The following is a 26368-nucleotide window of genomic DNA, read 5'->3' as shown; positions in this document are numbered from 1 at the left end:
TAATTTAATATTAGCCATAGGTAAAAGCAGGATATTTGCACCTGCATTTAATAACAATTAGATTAAAAAATGAAAACATTTAAAAATGTATTACTAGTAGCTTTGTTCTTTGCAGCGGCTACAGTTTTAGGTCAAACAAAACTTACGGGTAAAGTGGTTGACGAAATGGGAGAGCCATTACCAGGAGCGAACGTGGTAGTAAAAGGGACTAGCAACGGTGCGGCGACTGATTTTGATGGTAAATTTATGCTAAACGCCAGTACTGAATCTGGAGTTGTAGTAGTATCTTTTGTAGGATACTCGAACAAACAAGTTTCTTTTTCTGGAGCTTCTGATTTGGGTACTGTTCAATTAGAGCCTTCTAACGTGTTAGGAGAAGTAGTAATAAAAGGTTTAATTGATGTTGCCAAAGACAGACAAACTCCTGTGGCGGTCTCTACCATTAAAGCTGCCGAAATCCAAGAGAAATTAGGCTCACAAGAGTTTCCTGAGTTATTAAACAATACGCCTTCTGTATACGCAACAAAATCTGGAGGTGGATTTGGAGATGCTCGTATCAATATTCGTGGTTTTGATCAGAGAAACACAGCTGTGTTAATTAATGGAGTTCCAGTGAATGACATGGAAAATGGTCAGGTTTATTGGTCAAACTGGGCTGGTTTATCAGACGTTACTACTGCAATGCAAGTACAAAGAGGTTTAGGGTCTTCTAAATTAGCCATTTCTTCAGTAGGTGGTACAATTAATATTATTACAAAATCTACTGATAAGAAAGAAGGTGGATCTGCCTTAGTTTCTTTTGGTAACGATAATTATTTAAAAACTTTAGCAACCTATTCTACAGGGAAAAACGAAAATGGTTTCGCAGCGACATTCCTTTTTAGCAGAACTGCAGGAGATGGTTATGTTAATGGAACAGAGTTTGAGGCATATAATTATTTTGTTGGTCTAGGTTGGGAAATAAATGAAGATCATGATTTACAATTTATGTTAACAGGTGCACCTCAAGTCCACAACCAAAGAACAGGTAGTTTTTTCAATATGGCTACTTTAGGTGATTACTTAAAATATGGAACAAAGTATAATTATAATGATGGAACTCTTAATGGTGAAGAGTTTGGTTGGAGAAGAAATTTTTATCATAAGCCTGTTACTTCATTAAATTGGAATTGGGATATTAATGAAAACTCTACATTAACAACTTCTGCTTATGTCTCTTTCGGACGTGGTGGTGGAACAGGTGATATAGGGCGTTTAGGAGGAAATTTTGCTAGTTCAAGTAGATTTAGAGACCCTGCTAATGGTTTAGTAGAATATGATCAAATCGTAGCAGCTAACTCTGGACAAGGAGGAAACTTTAGTAGTGGTTATTCATACACAAACGTACCTGATTTTCAGACTGGAACATTTATAGTTAATGATGATGGACTATATAGCGGACCACCAAGACCATGGCAAGATCCTGCTGATAGATTAGACGGTGTAGAAAGAAGAAATGGATTTATCAGAAGAGCATCTGTTAACTCTCATAATTGGTACGGTTTATTATCTAATTTTAATACAGAGTTAAATGAAAATTTAACATTAGATTTTGGTATTGACTTACGTTCTTATACTGGGATACACTACAGAAGAATTGATAATTTATTAGGTGCAGATGGTTATCGTGATAATGATAATGTAAACCAACCATTTAACGTATTAACTACAGAGTACTCTTCTGATCTATCAAGCTTATGGAATGTGTTTAAGAGTACTGATGATGAAGAAAAAATAAACTATCACAATGATGGTAAGGTTCGTTGGTTAGGAGCTTTTACCCAATTAGAATATAAGAATGATGCTATTTCTGCATTTATTCAAGGAGCTTTATCAAACCAAGGGTTTAAGAGAATTGATTACTTTAATTATTTAGATTCAGATCCAGAACAAGAGACTGATTGGCAGAATATATTAGGAGGAAATATTAAAGGAGGAATCAACTGGAATATTGACGAAAATCATAATGTTTTTGCTAACGGTGGTTATTATTCTAAACAACCTTTCTTCGATGCTGTATTCTTAAACTTTGTAAATGATGTTAACGAAGATGTTGTAAACGAAAAAGTTGTAGGTGTAGAATTAGGTTACGGATATAGAACGAGTCGTTTCAGTGCTAATGTTAACTTATATAGAACAGAGTGGAGAGATCGTTTTGTAAGAATTGGTTATGAAACTGATTCAGAAGAAGGTACCGCGCAATTAAATGGAATTACTCAATTACACATGGGTGCTGAATTAGATTTTACTTATGATGTTACTGAAGACGTGAGGTTATTAGGTATGTTCTCTTATGGAGATTGGACTTATCAAGATAATATTACAGGTACTGCTTTTGATCAAGATCAAAATCAAATAGGTAATCCTATCGACTTGGATGTAAATAATGTTAGAGTTGGTGATTCACCTCAAACTACAGCTAGATTAGGTTTTGAAATTAAGCCTTGGAAAAATGTAAAGTTTGATCTAAATCAAAGATTTGTTGATAGACTATATTCTGCATTGGTAATTGAAGATGATTTAGATGATTCTGATGTAACAGAATTAAATCCAGCAATTAGATTACCAGGATATAGTTTAACAGATTTAGGTTTCTCTTATAAATTAAATCTTGATAAAGAAAAAGGACAAACTTTAAATTTCAGATTAAATGTTAACAACCTTTGGAATGAAGAGTATATTGCAGAATCAGCAACTAACTATGCTGTTGAGCCTGGAGATGATACTCATAGAGGAATTAATACTGATAATAAAGTTTTCTTTGGTTTCGGAAGAACTTGGAATTTCTCTTTAAGATATAATTTCTAGTATCACAGTTATAAATAAACTCAAAACCACCTCAAACGAGGTGGTTTTTTTATACAGAAAATTCAGTATTTTTACACGAATTAAAAAATGTATAAAATCATGATGAAAACGTTGCACTCTTATTGGGCATATATCGTATTGGCTGTATTAATTTATACTGTAGTAAATGCAATAATAGGATTAACTCAGAAAAAAGAATTTACACACAAAGAATTCCGCTTAGGGTTGTTTACCTTAATTACGGCTCATATTCAGTTATTAATCGGTTTAGGATGGTATTTTATGTCACCTTGGTACAAATCCTTAAAAACAAATGGGAGTGAAGTTATGAGCGAGCCAATGACTCGTTTGTTAGCCTTAGAGCATCCATTAACCATGATTATTGCGATTGTATTAATAACCATAGGATGGTCAAAACATAAAAAACAAGTAAAAAGTGAAGCGAAGTTTAAAACATTTGCCATTTTTTACGGACTAGCATTAGTACTAATTCTGACAAGAATTCCTTGGAGTACTTGGTTTTAAAATAAAATAATAGTCCCGCTTCTGCGGGATTTTCTATTTTTATCCAGTTAAAAAATTTATACCGAAATCCGTATTACGTACACCGATTTCGACGTATTTAAAATACTGAGCAAAAAACAAAACAACTAAATAGAATGAAGGCTTTAAGTTATATACTTTCATCAATCTTTGCATTGGTGTTTTTTTCTTTATTATTAATTTTTCATCCACTACAATGGTTAGGATTACACCTTTTTGGTCAAAAAGGGCATCAAAAAGTAGTCAATATCATGAATTGGTTTCTTATAAAATCATTATTAATTTTAGGAATTCGAGTTCAAGTTGAAAATAAACATCACTTACCAGAAAACACAACACTAATTTTCGTAGCAAACCATCAAAGTACCTTCGATATACCACCCATTATTTGGTATTTTAGAAAACACAACCCCAAGTTTGTATCTAAAAAAGAATTAGGAAAAGGAATTCCAAGCATATCATTCAATTTGAAACACGGCGGCGCAGCTTTAATTGATAGAAAAGATGCGAAACAAGCCCTGTCTGAACTAGCAAAGTTTGCCAAGAGAATCAACAAAAATAAATGGTCAGCAGCTATTTTTCCAGAAGGAACAAGAAGCAGAACAGGAAAACCGAAATCATTTTCTGTAAACGGACTTAAAATGATTGCGAAGTACAATCCTGAAGGATATGTAGTACCTTTGTCAATTAACAACTCTTGGAAAGTATTCAAATACGGAAAATTCCCGTTAGGACTTGGAAGTCCGATAAAAATTACGACTCATCAGCCAATAAAAGTTAATAGTTTACCATTTGATGAGCTAGTCGCTAAAACAGAAGCAGCTGTAAAATCTGCCATATATTAAACAAAAACAAACAAACAACAATAAATTAGAAACCCTTAAATTATGTCAATACAAAACATTAGAAAGGAAGTAATGCAAACGCTGGAAAAAAACATTGACAGTTTTGTAGACAAATTCTTAGTTCCCATCGAAAAAATTTGGCAACCAACCGACTTTTTACCCAACTCCCAACAAGATTCTTTTATAGACGAAGTACAAGAAATTCAAGAACTTTCTAAAGAACTCGATGATGATTTTTGGGTGGTTCTAGTAGGAGATACCATTACAGAAGAAGCACTGCCAACTTACGAATCTTGGTTATTAGATTTGGAGGGAATAAAGCAGAAACCAGACAATGGCTGGGCAAAATGGATTCGCGCTTGGACTGCTGAAGAAAATCGTCACGGAGATGTATTAAATAAATACTTATATCTTTCAGGAAGAGTAAACATGCGTGAGGTAGAAATATCTACCCAACATTTAATTGCTGACGGATTTGATATTGGTACGGCTACCGACCCCTATAAAAACTTTGTATATACCAGTTTTCAAGAGCTAGCAACCTATATTTCGCATTTGAATGTGGCAAAAATAGCGAAGAAAAAAGGACATAAAGCTTTGGCAAAAATGTCTCGTATTATTGCAGGAGACGAAATGCGTCATCACTTAGCATATACCGAGTTTGTAAAAGAAATTTTTAAAATAGATCCTAGTGAAATGATGTTGGCATTTCAATACATGATGAAACACAAAATAATTATGCCTGCCATGCATTTAAGAGAATCATTCGGTACTAAAGGAAGCTTGTTTAACGACTTCTCAACGGTAGCTCAAAGAATAGGGGTATATACAGGCTTTGACTATGTAGATATTTTGAAAAAATTAAATGAAACTTGGGAAATTGATAAGATTACCAATTTAACACCAGAAGCCGAAAAAGCACGTGATTTCTTACTGAAATTACCAGAAAGAATGTACCGAATTACCGAACGAATGGTAATACCCGATACCAAGTTCAATTTTAAATGGATGATTCCTGCGTAAAGGTTTCAGGGAGCGTCATTAAACGAGTACTGAGCGAAGTTGAAGCGACGTAAATGATATACATAAAACAGTAAACAAAATACAAATACTTATGAGTGAGATTCCAAAAAGCGCACAATTAGGTGAGCCAATACATCAAAGAGAATATTTAATTGATGGAATATTAAAAACATGGAAAGGAGCGACTACAGAAGTTATTTCAACCATTTCAAGCACGCCAGAGTATGCGCCTACCGTCTTAGGATCTATTCCAAGCATGGGAGAAAAAGAAGCCCTAGAAGCGATTAACTCTTCTCACAATGCTTTTAACAATGGACAGGGAGTGTGGCCAACCATGAAAGTGCAAGACCGTATTAAATGTATGGAAAACTTTGTACAGCAAATGAAGGAAACCAGAAGCGAAGTGGTAAAACTCTTAATGTGGGAAATTGGAAAAAATAAAGCCGACAGTGAAAAAGAGTTTGACAGAACGGTAGAATATATTTATGATACAATAGAAGAATATAAAGTGCTTAACCATGAAGGAGCACGCTTTACCAAAGTACAAGGCATCAATGCCATGATTAAACGCAGCCCTTTAGGCGTTGTACTATGTTTAGGTCCTTATAACTATCCGTTAAACGAAACGTTTGCCCTGTTAATTCCAGCGTTAATTATGGGAAATACCGTAGTGTTTAAACCTGCAAAGTTTGGTGTTCTGCTACTGTCTCCATTATTAAAAGCCTTTCATGCAGCCTTTCCGAAGGGAGTTATCAATATTTTATACGGAAGAGGAAGAGCTGTAGCAGCACCGATCATGAAATCAGGATTGGTAACCGTACTTTCTTTAATAGGAAACAGTAAATCGGCGATAGCGTTGCAAGATTTACATCCAAGTAAAAATAAACTCCGATTAATATTAGGATTGGAAGCCAAAAATCCGGCTATTATTTTACCAGATGCGAACATAGATTTAGCGGTTTCAGAATGCGTTTTAGGGTCGCTATCATTCAACGGACAGCGATGTACTGCCTTAAAAATTATGTATGTGCACGAATCGATAGCAGAAGAATTCAACAAAAAGTTTAGTGCTAAAGTAGATGCCCTGCCTTTTGGAAACCCATGGGATGAAAATGCCTTTTTAACACCCTTACCAGAACCTGACAAACCAGCGTATATACAAGGACTGATTGATGATGCACAAGCTAAAGGGGCAAACATTATTAATGAAAAAGGAGGAGAAAGAACCGAAAACTATATTTTTCCGGCAGTACTTTTTCCAGTAAATAAAAATATGCGTGTGTACCATGAAGAGCAATTTGGTCCAGTAGTACCTATTATGACGTTTAAAGACATACAAGAACCGTTAGACGATATGGCGGCTTCTGATTACGGGCAACAAGTGAGCCTCTTTGGAAAAGACATTCATACGGTAGCACCACTTATCGATGTATTAGTAAATTTGGTGTGTAGAGTTAATCTAAACAGCTTGTGCCAACGAGGACCAGATGTGTTTCCGTTCACAGGTAGAAAAGACTCTGCAGTAGGAACGTTAAGTATACACGATGCGCTACGCTCATTCTCAATACGAACTTTTGTAGCCGCAAAAGACAACAGCTATAACAACGAAATTTTACAAGAATTGTTAGATAGTAAAAAAAGTAATTTTATCAATACCGACTATATTTTATAGACCAACCGAAGGTTGGTTAGAAGATTAAAAAAAGCATTAAGAAATTAGTCTCTTAATGCTTTTTTTATGATCACTTCACCTATTCAATTCTACACGAACTCAAAACGATCTCTATCTGCTAAAAAGGAAAACTTAGTGCGTAAAGACTGCTGTTGTTCTTTATCTAAGGTAACAATAAGTGTCGCTGTATTACCACTATCACTTTTAGCCAAACAATTTCCTAAAGTGTCGTAACAAACGGTATTACCCGTATATTCATAGTTGTTGGCATCAAACCCCACTCTATTTACGCCTATTGCATAACTCATATTTTCAATAGCACGAGCTTTTAATAAGCTGTCCCAAGCTTCAATACGAGGTTTTGGCCAACTCGCTACGTAGAGTAACACATCGTAATTTTCGGTATTTCTAGCCCATACAGGAAAACGCAAATCATAACAAATAAGCGGACAAATTTTCCAGCCTTTATAATCAACCATAATTCTATCAGTTCCCGAAGAAAACACCTCATGCTCGCCTGCTAGGGTAAACGTATGCTTTTTATCATACGAATTAATTTTTCCTGAAGGATGCACAAACAACAAACGATTGTAAAAGTGATTGTTTTCACGAATGATAATACTTCCAGTAATCGCAGTCCCTTTTTTTGCGCTAGGTTTTGAAGCCATTGTACCGTTTCACCTTCCATGGTTTCAGCAACGGCAGCAGCATTCATGGTGAAACCCGTAGTAAACATTTCGGGCAATACAACTACATCAATATCCTCTGATAAAGCATTGATTTTTTCTTCAAATTGTTTTCTGTTTGCTGTCGGATTCTCCCAAACCAAATCCGATTGTATCAAAGCTACTTTTAAAGTATTGGTAGTGTTCATGAATTATACTGTTTGTAGTATCAAAAATAGGATAAAAATCGTACTTTCGGGTTAGGTTAAAGAACAAAAGATAAAAAGCAAACACCCTTTTACCTAGTACCTAAAACCTATTACTTACAACATGCAATCTTTTATTTCAGAAACGTTAGATACTATTTTACAACATACCAAGTCATTTGAAAATGTGGTGTTTGTATTGCCCTCTCAGAGAGCAGGCGTTTTTGTAAAAGAAACCTTTAAGCATAAAATTTCGTCAGGATTTTTACCAGAGATTGTCAATATTGGTGATTTTGTTGAAGGAATCGCTGAAATGAAAAAGATCGATGCGGTGCAACTCCTTTTCCATTTTTATACTATTTACAAAGAGCAAGAAGAAAATCCAGATACATTCGATGTGTTTTCGTCATGGGCATTTACCCTGTTGCAAGATTTTAATGAAATAGACCAGCATTTAATTAACACAAAAGATATTTTTGTGTATTTACGAGACATCCACCGGTTGCGTAAATGGTCGGTAAAAGGAGAATTCAAAGAAACAGAACTGATGAAAGATCATTTTTCTTTTATGGAAAAATTGAACAATTACTACGATGCCTTTTATCAGTTTTTAGTCGAAAATAATATCGGATATCAAGGAGTTTTATACCGAGAGGCAACCAAAAAAGTAGCAGATTATATTACTAAAAATCAGCAAAAAAACTATTTTTTTATAGGCTTTAATGCCTTAAATGCTGCAGAAGAATTACTGTTTGAAACATTTTTATTAAACGGAAATGCAGCAGCCTATTGGGATATTGACCGAACATTTTATGAAAGTAAACACCAAGCAGGAAGCTTTTTAAGAAAGTATACAACCCGATGGAAATACTACCAACAGCAGCCAATTCAAACAATTAAAGAGTACTTTTCAGAAAAAAAACATATCGAAGTCATAGGCGCTTCTAAAAACATAACACAGCTAAAATATGCAGGAGAAATTTTAGAAAAACTACCTAATTATCAAAATACAGCCTTGGTTTTGGCAGATGAAACCCTGTTGCCTGTTACCCTAAACTCGTTACCTAAAAGTGTAGACGCTATTAATATTACCATGGGATATCCGTTAAGAGATGTTCCCACCACAAGTTTAATCGCTGCTATTTTTCAGTTATTCATCAATCAAGAAAAGCTAGAAAAAAAGAAGACAACTTTTTTTACCATAAAGACGTCGTTCGGCTAGTAAAAGACGCTTCGATATACCGAGTATTACAAGTAGAGGAGCATACGAATCTTGCAGACACACTTTCAGAAGCCATTGCCAAAGAAAACAATACCTTTATCAGTCAGAAAAAAATTGATGTTTACCTCACGGCACTCGATAAAGAGATTAAAGAAAAAATAAGCCCTATTTTCAATCCGTTTGTATCAATTCATGAGTTTGTAAACAGAATTATTGAGTTGATAAACTTGCTTAAAGAGCATGCAAATGCCTTAGAAAAAGAATACCTATTCCGTTTTTATACAGCCTTCACTCAACTGCAAAACCTACACCATGAATTCGGATATGTACAAGATTTAAAAACCTTACATCAGTTTTTTAGGCAATTAATACAGTCGGAAAGTTTGTCTTTTCAAGGAGAACCGTTGCAAGGATTACAATTAATGGGAGTGTTAGAAACGCGGGTATTAGATTTTGAAAACGTCATTATTACTTCGGTAAATGAAGGTATTTTGCCAGGCAATCATCAACAAAACACCTTTATTCCGTTTGATGTAAAAACAGCCTTCGGACTCCCAACATACAGAGAAAAAGATGCGCTATTTTCGTATCACTTTTTTCGATTATTACAACGAGCAAAGAATATTTACATTTTGTACAATACCGAACATGACGTGTTTGGAAGTGGAGAAAAAAGTCGTTTTGTAACACAGTTAGAAATGATGCGAAACGATATTACCGAAACAGTAGTGAGTCCGAAAGTAGTAAGCATGCCCATTTTATTAAAAGAAATTCAAAAAGACCAAAACGTATTAATACGCTTACAAGAGTTGGCTGAAAAAGGAATTTCTCCATCAGCGATTACCAGCTACTTATACAATCCGATGGTGTTTTACAAGCAGAAAATTTTAAAAATTAATGAGTTAGAAGACGTAGAAGAAACCGTTGCAGCAAATACCATGGGAACGGTGGTACACGATACCTTAGAAGAGCTATACAAACCCTTTGAGGGAAAATTTTTGCAGGTAAAAGACATTGAAAAGATGCAGCAAAAAACAACCGAGTTGGTGACGTATTATTTTTCGAAACACTTTAAAAATGGAGATATTACTACAGGGAAAAACCGACTGATTTTTGAAGTTGCCAATCGTTTTGTAGAAAATTTTTTAAGTAAGGAGAAACACTTATTAAAAGATGAAAACAACCAACTAAAAATCATTGCCACAGAGCAAGAGTTGTCTTCAGAAATTAGAGTGGAAGGAATTGATTTTCCTGTAAAAATAAAAGGAATTGTCGACCGAATCGATGAACTCAATGGGGTGACCAGAATTATCGACTATAAAACAGGAAAAGTAGAAAGCACCCATTTAAAAGTACTCGATTTTGAGGCAATACGTGAGTTAAAATACCACAAGGCAATACAGGTGATGTTATACGCCTTTTTGTATACCCAACATACGCAGTTTCATTTTGAAAAACCTTTGGAGGCGGGAATTATTTCATTTAAAAACCTTAAAAGTGGCTTTTTGCAAATGAATTTTTCTTCCAATTATCGAACGCCAGACAACGCAATTACTCAAGAAAAGCTGGAGGATTTTATGACCGAAATCAAAGCAATAATACTAGAATTATACAACCCAGCGATCAATTTTGTAGAAGTAGCCAACTTACCGTATTAACGTGAGTTCGGGATATCATCTTGTTGATTTTAAACAGGTTATAAAAGCAGTTAAATTGTTATGCTATCTGAAAAAGAAAAGTGGAGCATATCGGAGTCGAACCGATGACCTTTTGACTGCCAGTCAAACGCTCTAGCCAACTGAGCTAATGCCCCATTTTTGAAGACTGCCAAGGTACTAAAATTTTATAAAAAAACATGCTTCAAATAAAAGTAAGCGAAATTTTTTATTGATCGTTTTATACCATACAGTTTATCTTAGTTATACCCCTCTATAGTTGCTAGTGGTAAAACGAATTCAAACTTTAATGCGCCTCTAACCAATTAGCACCCGTGTCAATTTCAACATCTAAAGGAACGCTCATTACAAACGCATTTTCCATTTCTTGCTTAATAATCGGTTTAATGATGTCTAATTCCTCTTTATGGGTGTCGAATACCAATTCGTCATGCACCTGTAGTAACATTTTTGATCGGAAGTTTTCTTGCTCAAAACGCTGGTAAATGTTTATCATGGCAAGCTTTATAATATCGGCGGCAGAGCCTTGTATTGGGGCGTTTACCGCATTTCTCTCCGCAGCACCACGCACAATTGCATTTCGAGAATTAATGTCTTTCAAATAACGACGACGGTGCAATACCGTTTCTACATAACCATGTTCACGAGCAAAATCTACCTGTTTAGACATATAATTTCGTAGCTTCGGGTAGGTTGCATAATAAGTATCAATTAACTCTTTGGCTTCTTTACGATTTAAATCCGTTTGATTGCTCAATCCGAAAGCAGAAACCCCATAGATAATTCCAAAGTTTACGGTTTTCGCATTGCTACGTTGCTCACGGGTAACTTCATCAATAGGCACATTGAATACTTTTGCTGCGGTAGAAGCGTGAATATCTTCTCCTTCTTGAAACGCTTTAATCATGGTCTCTTCTTCGCTTAAAGCAGCAATAATTCTCAATTCTATCTGGCTGTAATCGGCTGCTAGTAACACATAATTTTCGTCTCTAGGAATAAAAGCCTTCCGTACTTCTTGTCCACGTTTTGTACGAATTGGAATGTTTTGTAAGTTCGGATTGTTAGAGCTTAAACGTCCTGTAGCTGCCACCGCTTGGGCATATACGGTATGTACTCTTCCTGTTTTTGGGTTGATTTCATTAGGAAGCGCATCTACATAGGTGCTTTGTAACTTTTTATACTGACGGTATTCTAAAATATCGGCAACAATTTGATGGTCTTTCGCCAAATACGAAAGCACATCTTCCGCAGTAGAATATTGTCCAGTTTTCGTCTTTTTAGGCTTGTCAACTAACTTTAGTTTGTCGAATAGAATAGGGCCCAATTGTTTGGGTGAAGCAATATTAAACTCTTCACCAGCTTGTTCGTATATATTTTGTTCTAACTGTAAAATGTCTTTAGATAAGGCTTTTGAAAGGGTTTTTAAAAAGTCGGTATCTAAATTTATCCCCTCAATTTCCATGGCACTCAATACCGACACCAAAGGTGTTTCGACTTCGTTAAAGAGTTTGGTAACATTACCGCTTTCTAGCTCTTTTGAAAAATGTTCTTTTAACTGATACGTAACATCTGCATCTTCTACCGCATATTCGGTTTGTTCTGGCAATGCAACTTGTCGCATTGAAAGTTGATTTTTTCCTTTTTTACCAATGAGTTCTGTAATTGATACAGGTTGATAATTCAAATAGGTTTCAGCCAATACATCCATGTTATGGCGCATATCTGGATTTATTAAATAATGCGCAATCATGGTGTCAAACAATTTTCCTTTTACGGGCATGCCATAGTTAGATAGCACTTTGATGTCGTACTTTAAATTATGACCTATTTTTTCGATGGTTTCATTTTCAAAAAACGGACGAAATTCTTCTAAAATAGCAGTGGTTTCTTCTTGATTTTCAGGAAATGACACATAATAACCTTTACCTGCTTCCCAAGAAAAAGCGACTCCAATCAATTCAACTTCTAAGGCTTTTAATCCTGTAGTTTCTGTATCAAAACACACAGAAGTTTGTTGTAGTAATTTTTCTAACAACAATTTTCTTGATAGAGCGGTGTCTACTAATTGATAAAAATGATTGGTGTTTTCAATGGTTTTAAAGCCGTTGATATGGGTGTCATTAGCAGCAGTTCCGCTACCAGGAGTAGCAAACAAATCAAACTGACCTGAAGCATTTGTGCTTTGGCTACGCTCTGTACTCGCAGTTGATTTGTTTGAGTTGTTGTTTTGGTCGCTGGTAGTCGAAGCGACTTCACTAGTGGCGAATGTTTTTAAGAAATTCTCTGTTAAACGACGAAATTCTAATTCGGTAAAAATTTCTTTGGTGGCTTCGATATTAGGTTGTTCAAAAACCAATTTATCCAATTCTAGCTCTACAGGAACATCTAGCATAATGGTCGCTAGTTTTTTAGAAAGCAATCCTAATTCTTGATTGGCTGCTACCTTTTCTTTCATTTTTCCTTTAAGCTCATCAATATGCTCGAACAAGCCTTCCATACTTCCGTAGGTGGCAATAAATTTTTTCGCAGTTTTTTCACCAACACCGGGCAACCCAGGAATGTTATCAACAGAATCGCCCATCATTCCTAAAAAATCAATTACCTGCAAGGGGTTTTCTACGCCAAACTTCTCTTTTACTTCTTCAACACCCCATTTTTCGTACCCATTTCCCATACGAGGTGGGCGGTACATAAAAATATTATCAGACACCAATTGTGCAAAATCTTTATCAGGAGTTACCATGTAGGTTTGTAAGCCTTGTTTTTCAGCTTTTTTAGCAAGTGTACCAATAATATCATCGGCTTCATACCCTTCTTTTATAATCGCAGGAATATTCATCGCCTTTAATATTTTTTCGATATACGGAACGGCTAAACGAATGGCTTCTGGGGTTTCTTGTCGGTTGGCTTTATAAGCTTCAAACGCTTCTACACGATCTACACTACCCCCTTTATCAAAACACACGGCTAAATAATCGGGTTTTTCACGTTTAATAACATCTAGTAAAGAGTTGGTAAACCCCATAATTGCTGAAGTATCGAGCCCTTTAGAGTTAATGCGTGGGTTTTTAATAAACGCATAATATCCTCTAAAAATTAAAGCGTATGCGTCGAGTAAAAAAAGTCGTTTTTGATGTGCCATGCTATGTTTTAAGTCTGTTGAAAATAATCTATTGAAAGCGATTTTTTTACCAAAAAGCAGGTACGTGTTGCCAACAAATATTCTATCGGTAAAACTACGAAACTTTGCAGGATGTTGAAAATCAATTTTACAAATCGCAAGAAGATTGTTAAACTCTTCTAAAAATCAAATCGTTAAAATTTAAAAGAAGTAAATTTGCTAAAATTTTTAATATGCCACGTAGAGTCATCATTACTTTTGCCGTTATAGGTGTTTTACTAATAATCTCAGAATATTACACGTTTCAAGCGTTGAAGACAGCCACCAAAATTAAAGCGTTAAAATGGGTGGTGCTTTTTATTAGTTTGCTGATTTACGGACACTTTTTTTATACGGTTTCTTCAATGAATAGAGGTGACGGACAAACCGTTACGTTTCAATGGGCATTTGGTTGGTTGCTCATAGCTTTAGTACCTAAAATTGTTGTTATGCTATTGCTTTTTGGAGAAGATGTTGTGAGATGGGTACAACGATGGTTTTCTTTTTTTACTTCGGAAGTAAAGCCATTGACAGGGCGCAGGAAATTTTTATCGCAATTGGCGTTAGGAATAGCTGCCATTCCTTTGGCAAGTTTGTTATACGGAGTATTTAAAGGAAAGTTTAACTACAAGGTTATTAAATATCAATTAAAATTTAAAGATTTACCAGAAGCTTTCGACGGCGTTACGATATCGCATATTACCGATATTCATTCTGGAAGTTTTGATAATAAAGAGAAAATACAATACGGAGTTGATTTAATTAACGAGCAACAGTCGGATATCATCCTATTTACGGGAGATATCGTTAATAACTTTGCGTATGAAATGGACGATTGGATTCCGATGTTTTCTGAGTTAAAAGCGCCCATGGGAAAGTATTCAATACTCGGAAATCACGATTACGGCGATTATTCTGATTGGAAGACTCCCGAAGATAAGAAAGCCAATTTTCAAGGAATAAAAGATATTCATCCAAAAATAGGTTTTGAACTGTTGTTAAACGAGCATACGTATATTGAAAAAGACGGACAAAAAATAGCACTTATCGGAGTAGAAAACTGGGGGAAAGGGTTTAATCAAGCAGGCGATTTGGCACTAGCCTCTAAAGGAGTGCAGCAAGAGGATTTTAAAATTTTACTCAGTCACGACCCAAGTCATTGGGAATACAAGGTTAAAAAAGACGATTTTAATTACCAGCTTACGTTGAGTGGGCATACACATGGCTTGCAGTTTGGTATTGAAATTCCTGGTTGGATAAAGTGGAGCCCTGCAAAATATGTATACAAGCAATGGGCTGGACTTTATGAAGAGTTTGGTAGGTATGTGAATGTAAATAGAGGTTTCGGATACCACGCTTTCCCTGGTAGGGTAGGTATTTGGCCTGAAATTACTGTAATTGAACTAAAAAAAGCTTGATTTTCAGTATTTTTAAGCGTTTGATACTCATTACATAATAAAAAATTAGTAATTTTAGACACTTTACTGATAAAACTCATGCGAAAAATGACAAAGTTTGGTGAAATAATAAGTATTGACAAACCTGTATTGATCGATTTTTATGCAGATTGGAGCGAGGCTGAGCCTAGCCTAGATACGCTTCGTGATGTAGCGGCTGCTTTAGGAGATAAAGCCAAAGTAATTAAAATTGACATTAAAAAGAATGAAGTTCTTGCAGATGCTTTACGTGTGAAAGGGAATCCAACTTTTATGATTTATAAAAATGGTGAAATGAAATGGCGTCAAACGGGTGAGCAAGATGCGAACACGTTAATAGGTTTAGTGCAACAGTTTGTTTAAGTAATTGCTTTAAACTCATATCCTTGTTGCGAAAATTCTTTTAAAACTTTTGGTAGCACATAGTAAAGTTTTTCACTAGCTTTTATACTATCGTGAAAAACGACAATACTTCCGTTTGCTACATTTCTAAGCACGTTTTGCAAGCATTTTTCTTTTGATATATTGGTGTCGAAATCTGCCGATAATACATCCCACATTATAATTTGGTAGCCCTTTGCAAGAAGTTGCTTAGCTTGCTTTTTTTTGATTTTTCCGTAAGGAGGGCGGAATACTTTTTTTCTTGAGTTTGTTGAATTGTGTAATCGTTGTATTGTTTTTTCGGCCAACTCAACATTTTCTAGATAGTCCGTTTCATTGCTTTTCCATCCGTTTAAGTGATGAAATGTGTGGTTACCTACCGAATGCCCTTCATGAATAATTCTAGAGAAAACAGCCGAGTGTTTTTGAATGTTATCACCAATACAAAAAAAAGTAGCTTTTGCATTGAATTGCTGAAGTTGGTCGAGTACAAATTCGGTAACTTCAGGTATCGGGCCATCATCGAAAGTAAGGTATACTTCTTTTTGGGTGGTAAAAAAAGACCACGTATACTTAGCAAACAATTGTTTTAGCATACGTGGTGTTTTTACAAAATATAACCTCATTAAATTAAGGTTTAATGGTGTCGAGTTCTTGTGGCAACTCAGGTTCGTCTTCAGGCATTAAATGACTAAACAGTCGTGCATGAGTTAAATAATCTTCAAAAACTTTTTGCGGTATGTTTCGTCGTTTTTGTACATAAAAAGCACGGTTCTATGTCTGTGCTATTCTTCGCATAACAAAGCAAAGATAGAAGAAAGTAACCACATCTTAGATTCGATTTTCAACTACGATTTAGCAAAAAGTGTTTAGTTACAGTTTTCATTACAAGGTTGAGCATTTTCATAATCTTCTTGCGTTATCTTAAACAAATATTGCTCATTTCCTAAATTTTCATAATTACTATGCTTAAATAGATTTCTGTTAATTGGTTCTGAAAATGTATTGGTCATACTGTTAAAAACATTTGTATATATTTTTTCGTTGTTAAATATTACTTTTACAGAATCTGAGGAAAAAGCCAGCTTTGGATAATCTTCAGAATCATCAAATTCAATTGATAGTTCAACTTTATTAGTTATTTGCCCTCCATTACTTTCCAATGTCTTTGGTGAGTCATAATTTAAGGTTCCATTAGTTCTACTATAGAAGCTAATGTTTACTAAATAACCTGTTTCATTTTTGATTGTATAGTCTCGTCTATTCATATCGACCTCATTATCAGTGCATCCTAATACTGATAAAAAAGTAAGTAATATTCCTGTAGTTAATAATTTCATGAGTTTCATTTTATTCCCAATTATTAAAAAGTTCATCTACGTAGTTTTCAGTTGGATTATTACTTGTCTGAGCTTTTATATTGTCCCTCCAACCATGCCAGCTTGTTGCGCCACGAAGTGCGTTCTCTAGTTGATTAATTGTATACCCGCTTACACGGTCTAAAGGAAATAGTGAGCCATGTACACTTCTTTGGTTTATGTTGTCAATCATATCATAACCTAAAGAGGTGTAAAAGGGTTGTCGATAAGTTTCTAAGTTTTGTCTGTTTTCAAAATAATATTTATAGTTAGCTTGTCCAAACTTGTCTTTATATCGGCTATTCGCAAAAAGTATTTCAACAGTTGTAGCCCAAGTTTCTAAAGTTCTCACATCTCCAGGATGTGCGTTATTGAAAACCTCATCGGAAATGTAACCATCCCAAACAAGATTGTTATATGAGCTTCTGTCCACTGCCCAATGAGCAGCATGGGCGAGTTCGTGAATGGTAGTTCCAAATACCTGTTGGCTTTCTTCTCCCCATTTCTTTATATGTATTTGTGCTAATTGTATCCATCTTCTTTGGTGTACATGAGAAGAAGTTCCATTTTGTTCTCTGGCCGCAATTTTCATTTGTTTTCTCCAAGAGCCATTGGTTGGAGGTGAGGTAAGGCCAAATCGATTACCGTAGTAATACGTATGAGCAGCAGTATGTATAATACCATGATATTCGTCATCACCTCCTTTAATACTATGATTCCAAGAATTATCCGTCTTTGGTCCTCTAGTTTCTGCTTGAAATAAGGAACCGTTACGAATACTATAATGGTAACGCTCCCACTGTATCACATATCGTGCCTTTCCACGAACCGAGCCTGTTCTAAAGTTTCCATTGGCATCGGTAATTCCCTGCCTTATGGTAAACCACTGTCGCATCAGAACTTGAGCTCCCTCTAGAGGTATATATTTACCTTGAACAGTATTTGTGTTGTAGGTATATACTGCTCTTTTGCAGATATTATCATCAATTGGGGCGATTCTTACATACGGGTCTAAAGGGTCTGGATCAGGAGCTGGAGCAGGATCACCAGTATCACAATAGTAATATTCATAGTGACTAAATGTTTTGGTGGTTGTGGTTGAACTTCCTGCATTATCATCCCATATTTTCAGGTTGCCTGAAGGATACCATTTACTTCCAAAAATCCACCAGGTGTTGGTTAAATCACCTTCAGGCATTAACTCTTCCTCATTATCGGTTAAGGTATAGGCTTCCATGAGCAAATGGCGTAATAAATCTTCCCCATTGGCAATTTCCCCTTGCTTGGTATTTTCATCACCCGTAGTTCGAGCATAGCTTAAATTATCAAAAAAAGGATCTTCCTCGGGTATATATAGTTCCTCTAAAATTTCACTAGGAACGCCATCAGGTAAGGTTTGCCCAAGTACTATAGAAGTGTAGTAATCAGGTATGGAATCATTATCGGGTGTTCTGCTGTCTAAGTATTCGTCGGTAAACTCGTAGTCTAGAGGATAATCGAAAGCGTGAATGTTGGGATCTTCCTTTATCAATGCTTCTTGTTCGGCATTTTCAGGCCTTAAAAGCACATAATAATGGGTAGTACTAAGTTCGTAATTTATTACACCTTCCTCTAGTCTTTGAGCATTGTCACCCTTTACTTTGATTTGTTTGTCATACAATTTTTTTTTGATGTTCTCCCATGATTTTTTCATATTCTTTAAAGCATAGGGGTTTTTAAGTTTCTTTGCCCCTTTGGAATTAATTTCTTTTCTAAAAAGAATGCTTTTTGAAGCGGTAGCCTCCAAATTTTCTTCTGTATCTATAAAATCAATGTCTTTTTCACAGGACTGAAATAACATTCCAGTGAATAGTATTAAGGGTAATAGCCAATGGTAGTGTGTTTTTTTCATTGTGGTTGTTTTTAATTATAGAATAATTTTACATTTTTATATTCTCTCTATTTCCTACTTGCTTTTTCTTTTATTGAAACTTTAAATAGTTAATTTAAAGGTAAAATCGTTTTTTTGATTGTACAATACCCAGTTTCCCTATTTGTTTTTTTTTAGATAAGGGAAAACCCTTAGTTTTTTTAACATTTCTTTAACAAAAATATATCTAATCACTCATTAGGTAGCCTTAGAGATGATCTTGTTTGTTTGAAGTTATCATTGTGCGGCATATTATTCCTGTTATGATTTGATTTTGAAAAATGAATTCATTCGCTGTGATATATACTGGTATTATATGATAAAAATGGAAAGTCAAAATCGTATGAATTTAGAAACAGATAAATCATCAAAAGTGAGGTATATTTCTTTTTGAGTGGTAAAAAAAGACCACGTATACTTCAAACAATTGTTTTAGTATAAGTGGTGTTTTTACAAAATATAACCTAATTAAATTAAGGTTTGATAGTATCGAGTTCTTGTGGCAACTCAGGTTCGTCTTCAGGCATTAAATGACTAAACAGTTGCGCATGAGTTATGTAACCTTCAAAAAACTTCTTGCCATATTCTTGATCGGTATCGTATCGAGTAATTTGCTGAACTAAGTTTTCATACATGTACAAATTAGTTTCCAAATTATCGATAATTAAACCAATATCTTCAGGTTTAAAGGTACTGTAATACCTAAGTTTTTGCTGGAAAATATCAGCTAAGGTTTCCGCAGTTTGTCGAGCCTTATCAATATCACCGATACGATAATACAGTTCAGGATAGCCTAATGAAAAATTGTAATGGTCGAAATCTTTGATAGGCATTTTGTGTAACGATAAATCTAACACATCTTTCGCATTTACCGAATCTCCTTCTTGCAAGAACTCTTCAGACAAACGAATTAAATTATTACGTAACGAAATAGCATTGCGCTTACTTTGCTCATCTAAGTATATTTCACCATTATTAATGGTTTTCCAATCCCATTTTTTAACATTGTCATACATTTTTTCAGGGTCTATACGTCCCATGTCAAAAATAGTTCGTCCTTCAATTGGTGTTTTAATGGGAACTAATTTATAAGCCATTCCATCTAATTGCAAGTAATCTTTTAACCAGATGTATTCTTCATCAGCGTTAGCACCACCTGTAAAATAAATTGGACGTTTCCAGTCGAAATTATTTAAAATATCTAGCATTAAAATTCTAGCTTTCGATAACGCTCTATCGTCTACTGTAATGTCTATATAGTCTAGTATTTTATCTGCATCTTTCGGTGCTACCAATCCAGTTTTTAAGGCATTTTCTTTGTTAACAGGAATACGTATTTTATTAGTTGGATAGAACTTTTCTTTTGCACCGTCTCCTGCATCTAAATAGGTTGCGTCATTATCACTTGCTATCCATCGCATAAAATCTTTAATAGAAAGAATGGAATCTTTTAACTGCGGAATCGGATAGTAATATGCCATATCTAGTGTTCCGTATTTGTATTGGTCGTGTGTTAACTGCGACGGAATTGGCTCGGCATCGTACGTTTTCTTTTTCATTTGGTCGATATACCAATCTGTTTGAAAAAGACTGGTGTTTACAATCTTAATATCTCTACGAACACCTTCTACTTGTTGCATGTACCAAAGCGGGAAAGTATCGTTATCGCCAATGGTAAAAATAATGGCATTCGGATCGCAACTTTCTAAATAGGTTTGTGCGTTTAATTGTGCCAAGTAACGGTCTGATCTATCGTGGTCGTCCCAGTTTTGAAAGGCCATTAACGTAGGAACTGCTAGCAATGAAATGACAGAAACAGCAATAGCAACTATCTTTTTACTAGCGTATTTTTTAAAGTAATCATACAGTGCAAGCACTCCGAAACCAATCCAAATAGCAAACACATAAAACGAACCCACTACGGCATAATCACGTTCACGAGGCTCAAAAGGTTTAGGGTTGGTATAAAATATAATGGCGAGCCCTGTAAATAAAAAGAACAAGGTTAGTACATAAAAATTCTTTTTATCTCGATTAAGTTGGTACAATAAACCAATAAGACCCAAAATAAAGGGTAAAAAGAAGTACGTATTACGTCCTTTGTTGTTTTTAACATCATCGGGCAAGTTTTGTTGTGAGCCTAGAAAGAATTCATCAACTAAAGTGATACCACTTAACCAGTTTCCATTTTCATCCAACTGTCCTTGAATATCGTTTTGGCGACCAACAAAATTCCACATAAAATAACGCCCATACATATACCCGAATTGAAAATCAATCATAAACTTCATGTTTTCTAAAAAGGTTGGGCGTCTTTTACTACGTGCAGGAATACCCGCAATACTTTTGTATGCTTGTTCAGAGGCAGGATTTACCATACGAGGAATGAATCCTTTGTGTTTGCTTGAGTAATTAGGAAGTACATTTTTATATCTATTTACAATTACATACTTGCCATCTATTTTTTCGTACTTAGGTTTATCGTCTTTATATGGCTGCTCTGCATCTTGTTCTCGATCATAGGCTACAGAATAGTAATTGTCGTAAAAAATATTGGCATCGCCATATTGCTCACGGTTATAATAAGCTAATAATTCACGGGCACTTGATGGATTATTTTCATTGATAATCGTATCGGCATTGGCACGAATGGGTAGCATTAACCAAGATGAAAATCCAACCATAATAAATAATACAGAAAGCACCAACGTGTTTGCAGTAACCAAGTTCTTTTTACGGGTATATTTGAGTGCGTAAACAAACAATCCTATTAAAACAATGCCTGCAATAATGGTTCCTGAATTATAGGGCAATCCTACTTGATTGATAAAGAATAGCTCCGCAGCACTAAAGAATTTTAAAGTAAAAGGAAATAAAAATTTAAATACAAAAACTAGAACGAGTATTGAAATTAAGGTAGCTATGGCAGTTGTTTTTATTGTGATATTTTTATACGTTTTGAAAAAATACAGCATCACAATAGATGGAATAACCAAAAGTGATAAGATATGCACTCCAAAAGACAAACCAACCACAAAACTGATAAGTACCAACCATTTATCTCCTCTTGGAGTGTTCAATTCACTTTCCCAACGTAAACCTAACCAAAATAGTAAAGCCATTAAGAAAGAAGACATGGCATACACCTCTCCTTCTACCGCACTGAACCAAAAACTATCAGAAAAAGTATAGGCTAGGGCACCTACCAATCCGCTGCCTAGCACAGCGATGGCTTCGTTATTACCTAACTTTCCATTTTTTATAGCCATTTTTCTGGCTAAATTGGTAATGGTCCAAAACATAAAAAGGATGGTAAAAGCACTTGCTAACCCCGACATAAAGTTGACCATTTTTGCCAACTGGCTAGGGTCGCTCGTAAACATCGCAAAAAATGCACCTAGCATTTGAAATAAAGGAGCACCAGGAGGATGCCCGACCTCTAAGTTTACGGCAGTTGCGATGTATTCTCCACAATCCCATGAACTTACCGTAGGCTCAAGTGTTAGGGTATAGGTGATTAAGGCTATTGCAAACGAAACCCATCCTAAAATGATGTTCCACTTTTTATAGTTAAACTCAGTCATAGTTTTTTATCTAGATATAAAGTACGAATGTATTAATTCCTTATGATTTTTTATTGAAAACAAAAATATAATTTTGATATGATTTATAACGAAAGTGCTTTTGTAAAGTTCTGTTAAATGAAATTTTAGGTATTGAAAGCGGAGTGAATGAAAAAATGTATAAAAAATTTGTTGAAATAAAACTTTGTTTTATATTTGCACCCGCAATAAGCAATTGGCCCATGGTGTAATGGTAACACACCGGTTTTTGGTGCCGTTATTCAAGGTTCGAGTCCTTGTGGGCCAACAAAATCCTCACGAATTTCGTGAGGATTTTTTTATAAAAATTGTTTTTTTGATTTCTACATATAAAACTTTGTTTTTATATTTGCAGCATAGTCATTGGCCCATGGTGTAATGGTAACACACCGGTTTTTGGTGCCGTTATTCAAGGTTCGAGTCCTTGTGGGCCAACTAAAAAAGTCTTAACTAAACAGGTTAAGGCTTTTTTTGTGCTTATTATGAATCATTTCAAAAAGTTGTAGTTAGGCAACAATTTGTATTAATCTACATAAGGTAATTTCAAGATACCATAGCGTTAATTTTAAGATTTTACCTCTAAGACCCAATAGAGAATGTCATTTCTCGGACGACAGAGAGAAGTCTCATTCATATAAGTAACTCTTCAGAGTGAGATGTCTCATCACTCATACGTTATGCTATATACATGACACACTATTAATTTTTTAGCTCCTTCAAATTGATGTTTTATATCGAAGTTACGTTACTATAACTACGAAATTGAGTTTAGATGTAAAGAAAAAGTGCAATCACTGGAAAACGATACCTTAAAATCAGTGAAAACTGAGTTTTTGACACAACATATAATTATAAAAAGCAAATCGAAGACCTGTGTTAAACAAATCTTCGATTTTTTATCTTGAAATACATTGAATTAAGTTATTCTCTGAATACGTCTTTATAAATGTATTTTTCAATCTCTCATTTTGTTTGGAAACACCTCTTTTATTTGAGTTATTAAAAACGATATCCTAAATTTACACCGATTCTTGGCACAATTGAACGCGATTCTGAAGTGAACAGATTTCTTCCTAAACCAGCATAAACGTCAATAACAAAGCCTCCAGAAGACACATATTTTGAACCCACTGCTATACCTAAAGCTCCATCAGTATATTTTTTATAGGTATTAGTAGCCCCGTCAAGTTCAACTTCTCTTTCTCCTGTGTTGATTCCCATAAAAACTTCTCCAAAATGATTCCAATTACGATTGTTAGTAAAATAGTGACGAAAAAATGGAGTAAACATTTGTTGTTCGTTATATTTAAAGTCTGCCGTTCTTTTTTCAAAATTAAACAACGCTGAAACACCTATGGATGAACGCTCGGTTGTATAATACTCGTAAGAAAACTCTAAGGTTTTAAACGCTAAAGCGTCTAATAAATCTACTTTAACTTCTTGTTGCGCATGCACAAAAGAGCTGATAAAAACTACAACGACTAAAAGTACTTTTTTCATATAAAATTTTTTACTGATTATTTTTTCTTTATTTACAGAATATAAGACCACAAACATACGATTTTTGCGAAATGACACGAAAAATAGTTGTTGCTTTCTTATGAGGAGCAGTTACAATTAGTATTGCAATTTTTATCGCTCTTAGATTTAAATACAAATTTCTTGAGTAGGAATACTACTGCGAATATAACAACGATATAGGTTAGAATTTCTTGCATTAACTTAAAATTTGATAAGCCATAAAGGCAGATAAATAGGCTAAAACACCCATGCTTACTAATTGAATTAGAGGCCACTTCCAGCTTTTTGTTTCACGTTTTACAATGGCTAACGTTGCCATACATTGCATAGCAAAGGCATAGAATAGTAGCAACGATATTCCTGTTGCGAAATTAAATCGTTTTTCTCCTGTATCTGGATTGATTTCTGATGCCATTTTTTGTTTTATCGTTGAGGTGTTTTCCTCATCTGTTTCAACACTATAAATAGTTGCCAAGGTACCAATAAACACTTCTCTAGCTGCAAATGAACTGATGATTCCTATACCTATTTTCCAATCGTATCCCAAAGGCTTTACAGCGGGTTCTATTGCTTTTCCAGCAATTCCGATGTAGGAATTCTCCAATTTAGCAGAGGCTATTTTTTTGGATAATTCGGCTTCTGATAACTGTTGGTTTGTAGTGTTTTTAAGTACATTTTTCTCTGCGTTATCAAAAGATGACGGACCGTGTGATGCTAAAAACCATAGTATTATTGAAATGGCTAAAATGATTTTTCCTGCTCCAAAAACAAAGGCTTTTGTTTTTTCAATTACATCATACAATACATTTTTTATCGAAGGCAATTTATAGTTAGGCATTTCAACAATAAAAAACGAATTGCTTTTTATTTTGAGTGTTTTATGTAATATATATGCTGCCACAAATGCTGCTGCAAAACCTAATATATATAACGTTAACAGTGTTAGCCCTTGTAAGCTAAAAAAGCCTAACACCTTGGTATTGGGTATGGTTAATGCAATTAAAATTGCATACACAGGTAATCGTGCCGAACAGGTGGTAAATGGCGTTACTAAGATGGTAATTAATCGTTCTTTCCAGCTTGATATGGTTCGTGTAGCCATAATTGCAGGAATGGCACAAGCAGTCCCAGAAATTAAAGGGATAACACTTTTACCACTCATACCGAAACGACGCATAATTTTATCCATTAAAAACACCACCCTACTCATATATCCTGTTTCTTCTAATATGGCGATGAATAGAAATAAAATAGCAATCTGCGGAATAAAAATCACGACTCCTCCAATCCCTGGAATAACACCGTCGGTTAACAGGTCGGTAAACATTCCCGCAGGCAACTTCGCTTTGGTAAAATCGGCTATATTGGCAAAAAAACCGTCAATAACGTCCATTGGCGTAGCTGCCCAATCGAAAATAGATTGAAAAATCAGTAATAACAATCCGAAGAAAATAACATAGCCGAATATTTTATGAGTAAACACACGATCGAGTTTACTGCGTAAATCACTCGCTTTTGAAGCATCGACGTGATACGTCTTCTTTAAAATTGCATTGATTTTCTGATATCGGTATATGGTTTCTTTGTGTTGGTACTTTTTCTGTTTTGCTTCTTCGCCTTCAAAAAACTTCATTCTTTCTTTTTCTTCTGAAGAAAGTAACAGGGTGTGTTTTTTGGTAAGCATCATCCACAAACCATAGGTGGTAAAATCTTCTCCTACTTTAGCTAGTTTATTAAAATATGCGGGGTCTATTTTTTCTACTAACTCGTTAAAATTTGAGTGTACTTTTAAGCTTTTATAATTTGCTATGACACTTTTTAGATCGTCGATTCCCTCATTCGTTCTCGCCGACATTAGTATTACTTTCGTGTGTAGCTCTTTTTCTAAAGCAGGTATGTCTATAGAAATTCCTTTACGTTGTAATTGGTCTGCCATGTTTAAAGCTAACACGGTTGGAATTTCTAAATCTTGAATTTGAGAAAATAATAGTAAGTTTCGTTTTAAGTTTTCTATATCGGCAACGACCACAATTACATCTGGTGTTTCTTCTTTGTGTGCCGCCATTAAAGTTTTTAAAACAATACTTTCATCTAAAGAAGTAGGGTTGATGCTATAGGTGCCCGGTAAATCGGTGATAATAGCTCGTTTATCTTTAGAGAGTTTCGCTATACCCTGTTTTTTATCGACTGTAACCCCTGGGTAATTTCCAACTTTTTGGTTTAAACCTGTTAGTTGATTGAATAATGATGTTTTTCCTGTATTAGGGTTTCCTACCAATGCTACTCGAATACGATGACTCAT

The 26368-nt window shown here is 34.9% G+C and carries 16 protein-coding genes, 3 tRNA genes and 1 pseudogene; 11 read left to right on the top strand and 9 right to left on the bottom strand.

Features of this window, described 5'->3' with window-relative positions; all coding sequences use genetic code 11:
* Positions 1-69: 69 nt before the first annotated feature.
* The 5 genes from P8625_RS10685 (at position 70) to P8625_RS10665 (ending at position 6930) form a co-directional block, all read left to right on the top strand.
* Positions 70-2847, top strand: coding sequence for a TonB-dependent receptor (locus tag P8625_RS10685; RefSeq protein ID WP_279650444.1), 2778 nt, complete (start codon positions 70-72; stop codon positions 2845-2847).
* Positions 2848-2949: 102 nt separating this feature from the next.
* Positions 2950-3372: a hypothetical protein gene (locus P8625_RS10680; protein ID WP_279652947.1), complete on the top strand. Its 423-nt coding sequence runs from the start codon at positions 2950-2952 to the stop codon at positions 3370-3372.
* A gap of 134 nt (positions 3373-3506) precedes the next feature.
* The gene (locus P8625_RS10675) at positions 3507-4235 is read left to right on the top strand and encodes a lysophospholipid acyltransferase family protein (RefSeq protein ID WP_279650443.1); all 729 of its coding nucleotides are present in this window, start codon (positions 3507-3509) and stop codon (positions 4233-4235) included.
* A gap of 42 nt (positions 4236-4277) precedes the next feature.
* Positions 4278-5258, top strand: coding sequence for an acyl-ACP desaturase (locus P8625_RS10670; protein ID WP_279650442.1), 981 nt, complete (start codon positions 4278-4280; stop codon positions 5256-5258).
* A 91-nt stretch (positions 5259-5349) separates the two neighbouring features.
* Complete coding sequence (locus P8625_RS10665) at positions 5350-6930, top strand: NADP-dependent glyceraldehyde-3-phosphate dehydrogenase (RefSeq protein WP_279650441.1); 1581 nt, start codon at positions 5350-5352, stop codon at positions 6928-6930.
* Between the two features lie 89 nt (positions 6931-7019).
* Here the strand turns inward: P8625_RS10665 and P8625_RS10660 are convergent.
* Positions 7020-7804, bottom strand: a pseudogene (locus tag P8625_RS10660) (amidohydrolase).
* Between the two features lie 121 nt (positions 7805-7925).
* Here P8625_RS10660 and P8625_RS10655 point away from each other — a divergent pair.
* A complete protein-coding gene (locus P8625_RS10655) occupies positions 7926-9023 on the top strand; it encodes a hypothetical protein (RefSeq protein ID WP_279650440.1) in 1098 nt (365 codons plus the stop codon).
* Between the two features lie 218 nt (positions 9024-9241).
* Entirely contained in the window at positions 9242-10681 is a 1440-nt protein-coding gene (locus P8625_RS10650) for a PD-(D/E)XK nuclease family protein (RefSeq protein ID WP_279650439.1), read from the top strand.
* Positions 10682-10762: 81 nt separating this feature from the next.
* Here the strand turns inward: P8625_RS10650 and P8625_RS10645 are convergent.
* Both P8625_RS10645 and polA read right to left on the bottom strand, forming a co-directional pair.
* Positions 10763-10836, bottom strand: a tRNA-Ala gene (locus P8625_RS10645).
* Between the two features lie 149 nt (positions 10837-10985).
* Positions 10986-13841, bottom strand: a complete 2856-nt coding sequence (polA, locus tag P8625_RS10640) for a DNA polymerase I (protein ID WP_279650438.1) — start codon at positions 13839-13841, stop codon at positions 10986-10988.
* Between the two features lie 212 nt (positions 13842-14053).
* Here polA and P8625_RS10635 point away from each other — a divergent pair, with 212 nt between their 5' ends.
* Positions 14054-15277: a metallophosphoesterase gene (locus tag P8625_RS10635; protein WP_279650437.1), complete on the top strand. Its 1224-nt coding sequence runs from the start codon at positions 14054-14056 to the stop codon at positions 15275-15277.
* Between the two features lie 87 nt (positions 15278-15364).
* Entirely contained in the window at positions 15365-15658 is a 294-nt protein-coding gene (locus P8625_RS10630) for a thioredoxin family protein (RefSeq protein WP_279650435.1), read from the top strand.
* Here the strand turns inward: P8625_RS10630 and P8625_RS10625 are convergent.
* From P8625_RS10625 to P8625_RS10610, 4 genes are all read right to left on the bottom strand, one after another.
* Positions 15655-16302, bottom strand: coding sequence for a polysaccharide deacetylase family protein (locus P8625_RS10625; protein ID WP_279650434.1), 648 nt, complete (start codon positions 16300-16302; stop codon positions 15655-15657). The genes P8625_RS10630 and P8625_RS10625 overlap by 4 nt on opposite strands.
* 243 nt (positions 16303-16545) lie before the next feature.
* Entirely contained in the window at positions 16546-17016 is a 471-nt protein-coding gene (locus tag P8625_RS10620) for a hypothetical protein (protein WP_279650433.1), read from the bottom strand.
* Between the two features lie 10 nt (positions 17017-17026).
* Complete coding sequence (locus tag P8625_RS10615; RefSeq protein WP_279650432.1) at positions 17027-18925, bottom strand: hypothetical protein; 1899 nt, start codon at positions 18923-18925, stop codon at positions 17027-17029.
* 491 nt (positions 18926-19416) lie between these two features.
* The gene (locus tag P8625_RS10610; RefSeq protein ID WP_279650431.1) at positions 19417-22527 is read right to left on the bottom strand and encodes a DUF2723 domain-containing protein; all 3111 of its coding nucleotides are present in this window, start codon (positions 22525-22527) and stop codon (positions 19417-19419) included.
* Between the two features lie 215 nt (positions 22528-22742).
* Between P8625_RS10610 and P8625_RS10605 the strand changes: the two genes are divergently transcribed.
* Positions 22743-22813, top strand: a tRNA-Gln gene (locus P8625_RS10605).
* Positions 22814-22909: 96 nt separating this feature from the next.
* A tRNA-Gln gene (locus P8625_RS10600) sits at positions 22910-22980 on the top strand.
* A 564-nt stretch (positions 22981-23544) separates the two neighbouring features.
* Here P8625_RS10600 and P8625_RS10595 read toward each other — a convergent pair.
* On the bottom strand, positions 23545-24045 hold the full coding sequence (locus P8625_RS10595) for a DUF3575 domain-containing protein (protein ID WP_279650429.1): 501 nt from the start codon (positions 24043-24045) through the stop codon (positions 23545-23547).
* Between the two features lie 217 nt (positions 24046-24262).
* Complete coding sequence (gene feoB / locus P8625_RS10585; protein ID WP_279650427.1) at positions 24263-26368, bottom strand: ferrous iron transport protein B; 2106 nt, start codon at positions 26366-26368, stop codon at positions 24263-24265.

The sequence above is a fragment of the Tenacibaculum tangerinum genome, from assembly GCF_029853675.1.
Classification (GTDB): Bacteria; Bacteroidota; Bacteroidia; order Flavobacteriales; family Flavobacteriaceae; genus Polaribacter; species Polaribacter tangerinum_A.
This window is presented reverse-complemented; position numbering and strand designations above follow the sequence as displayed.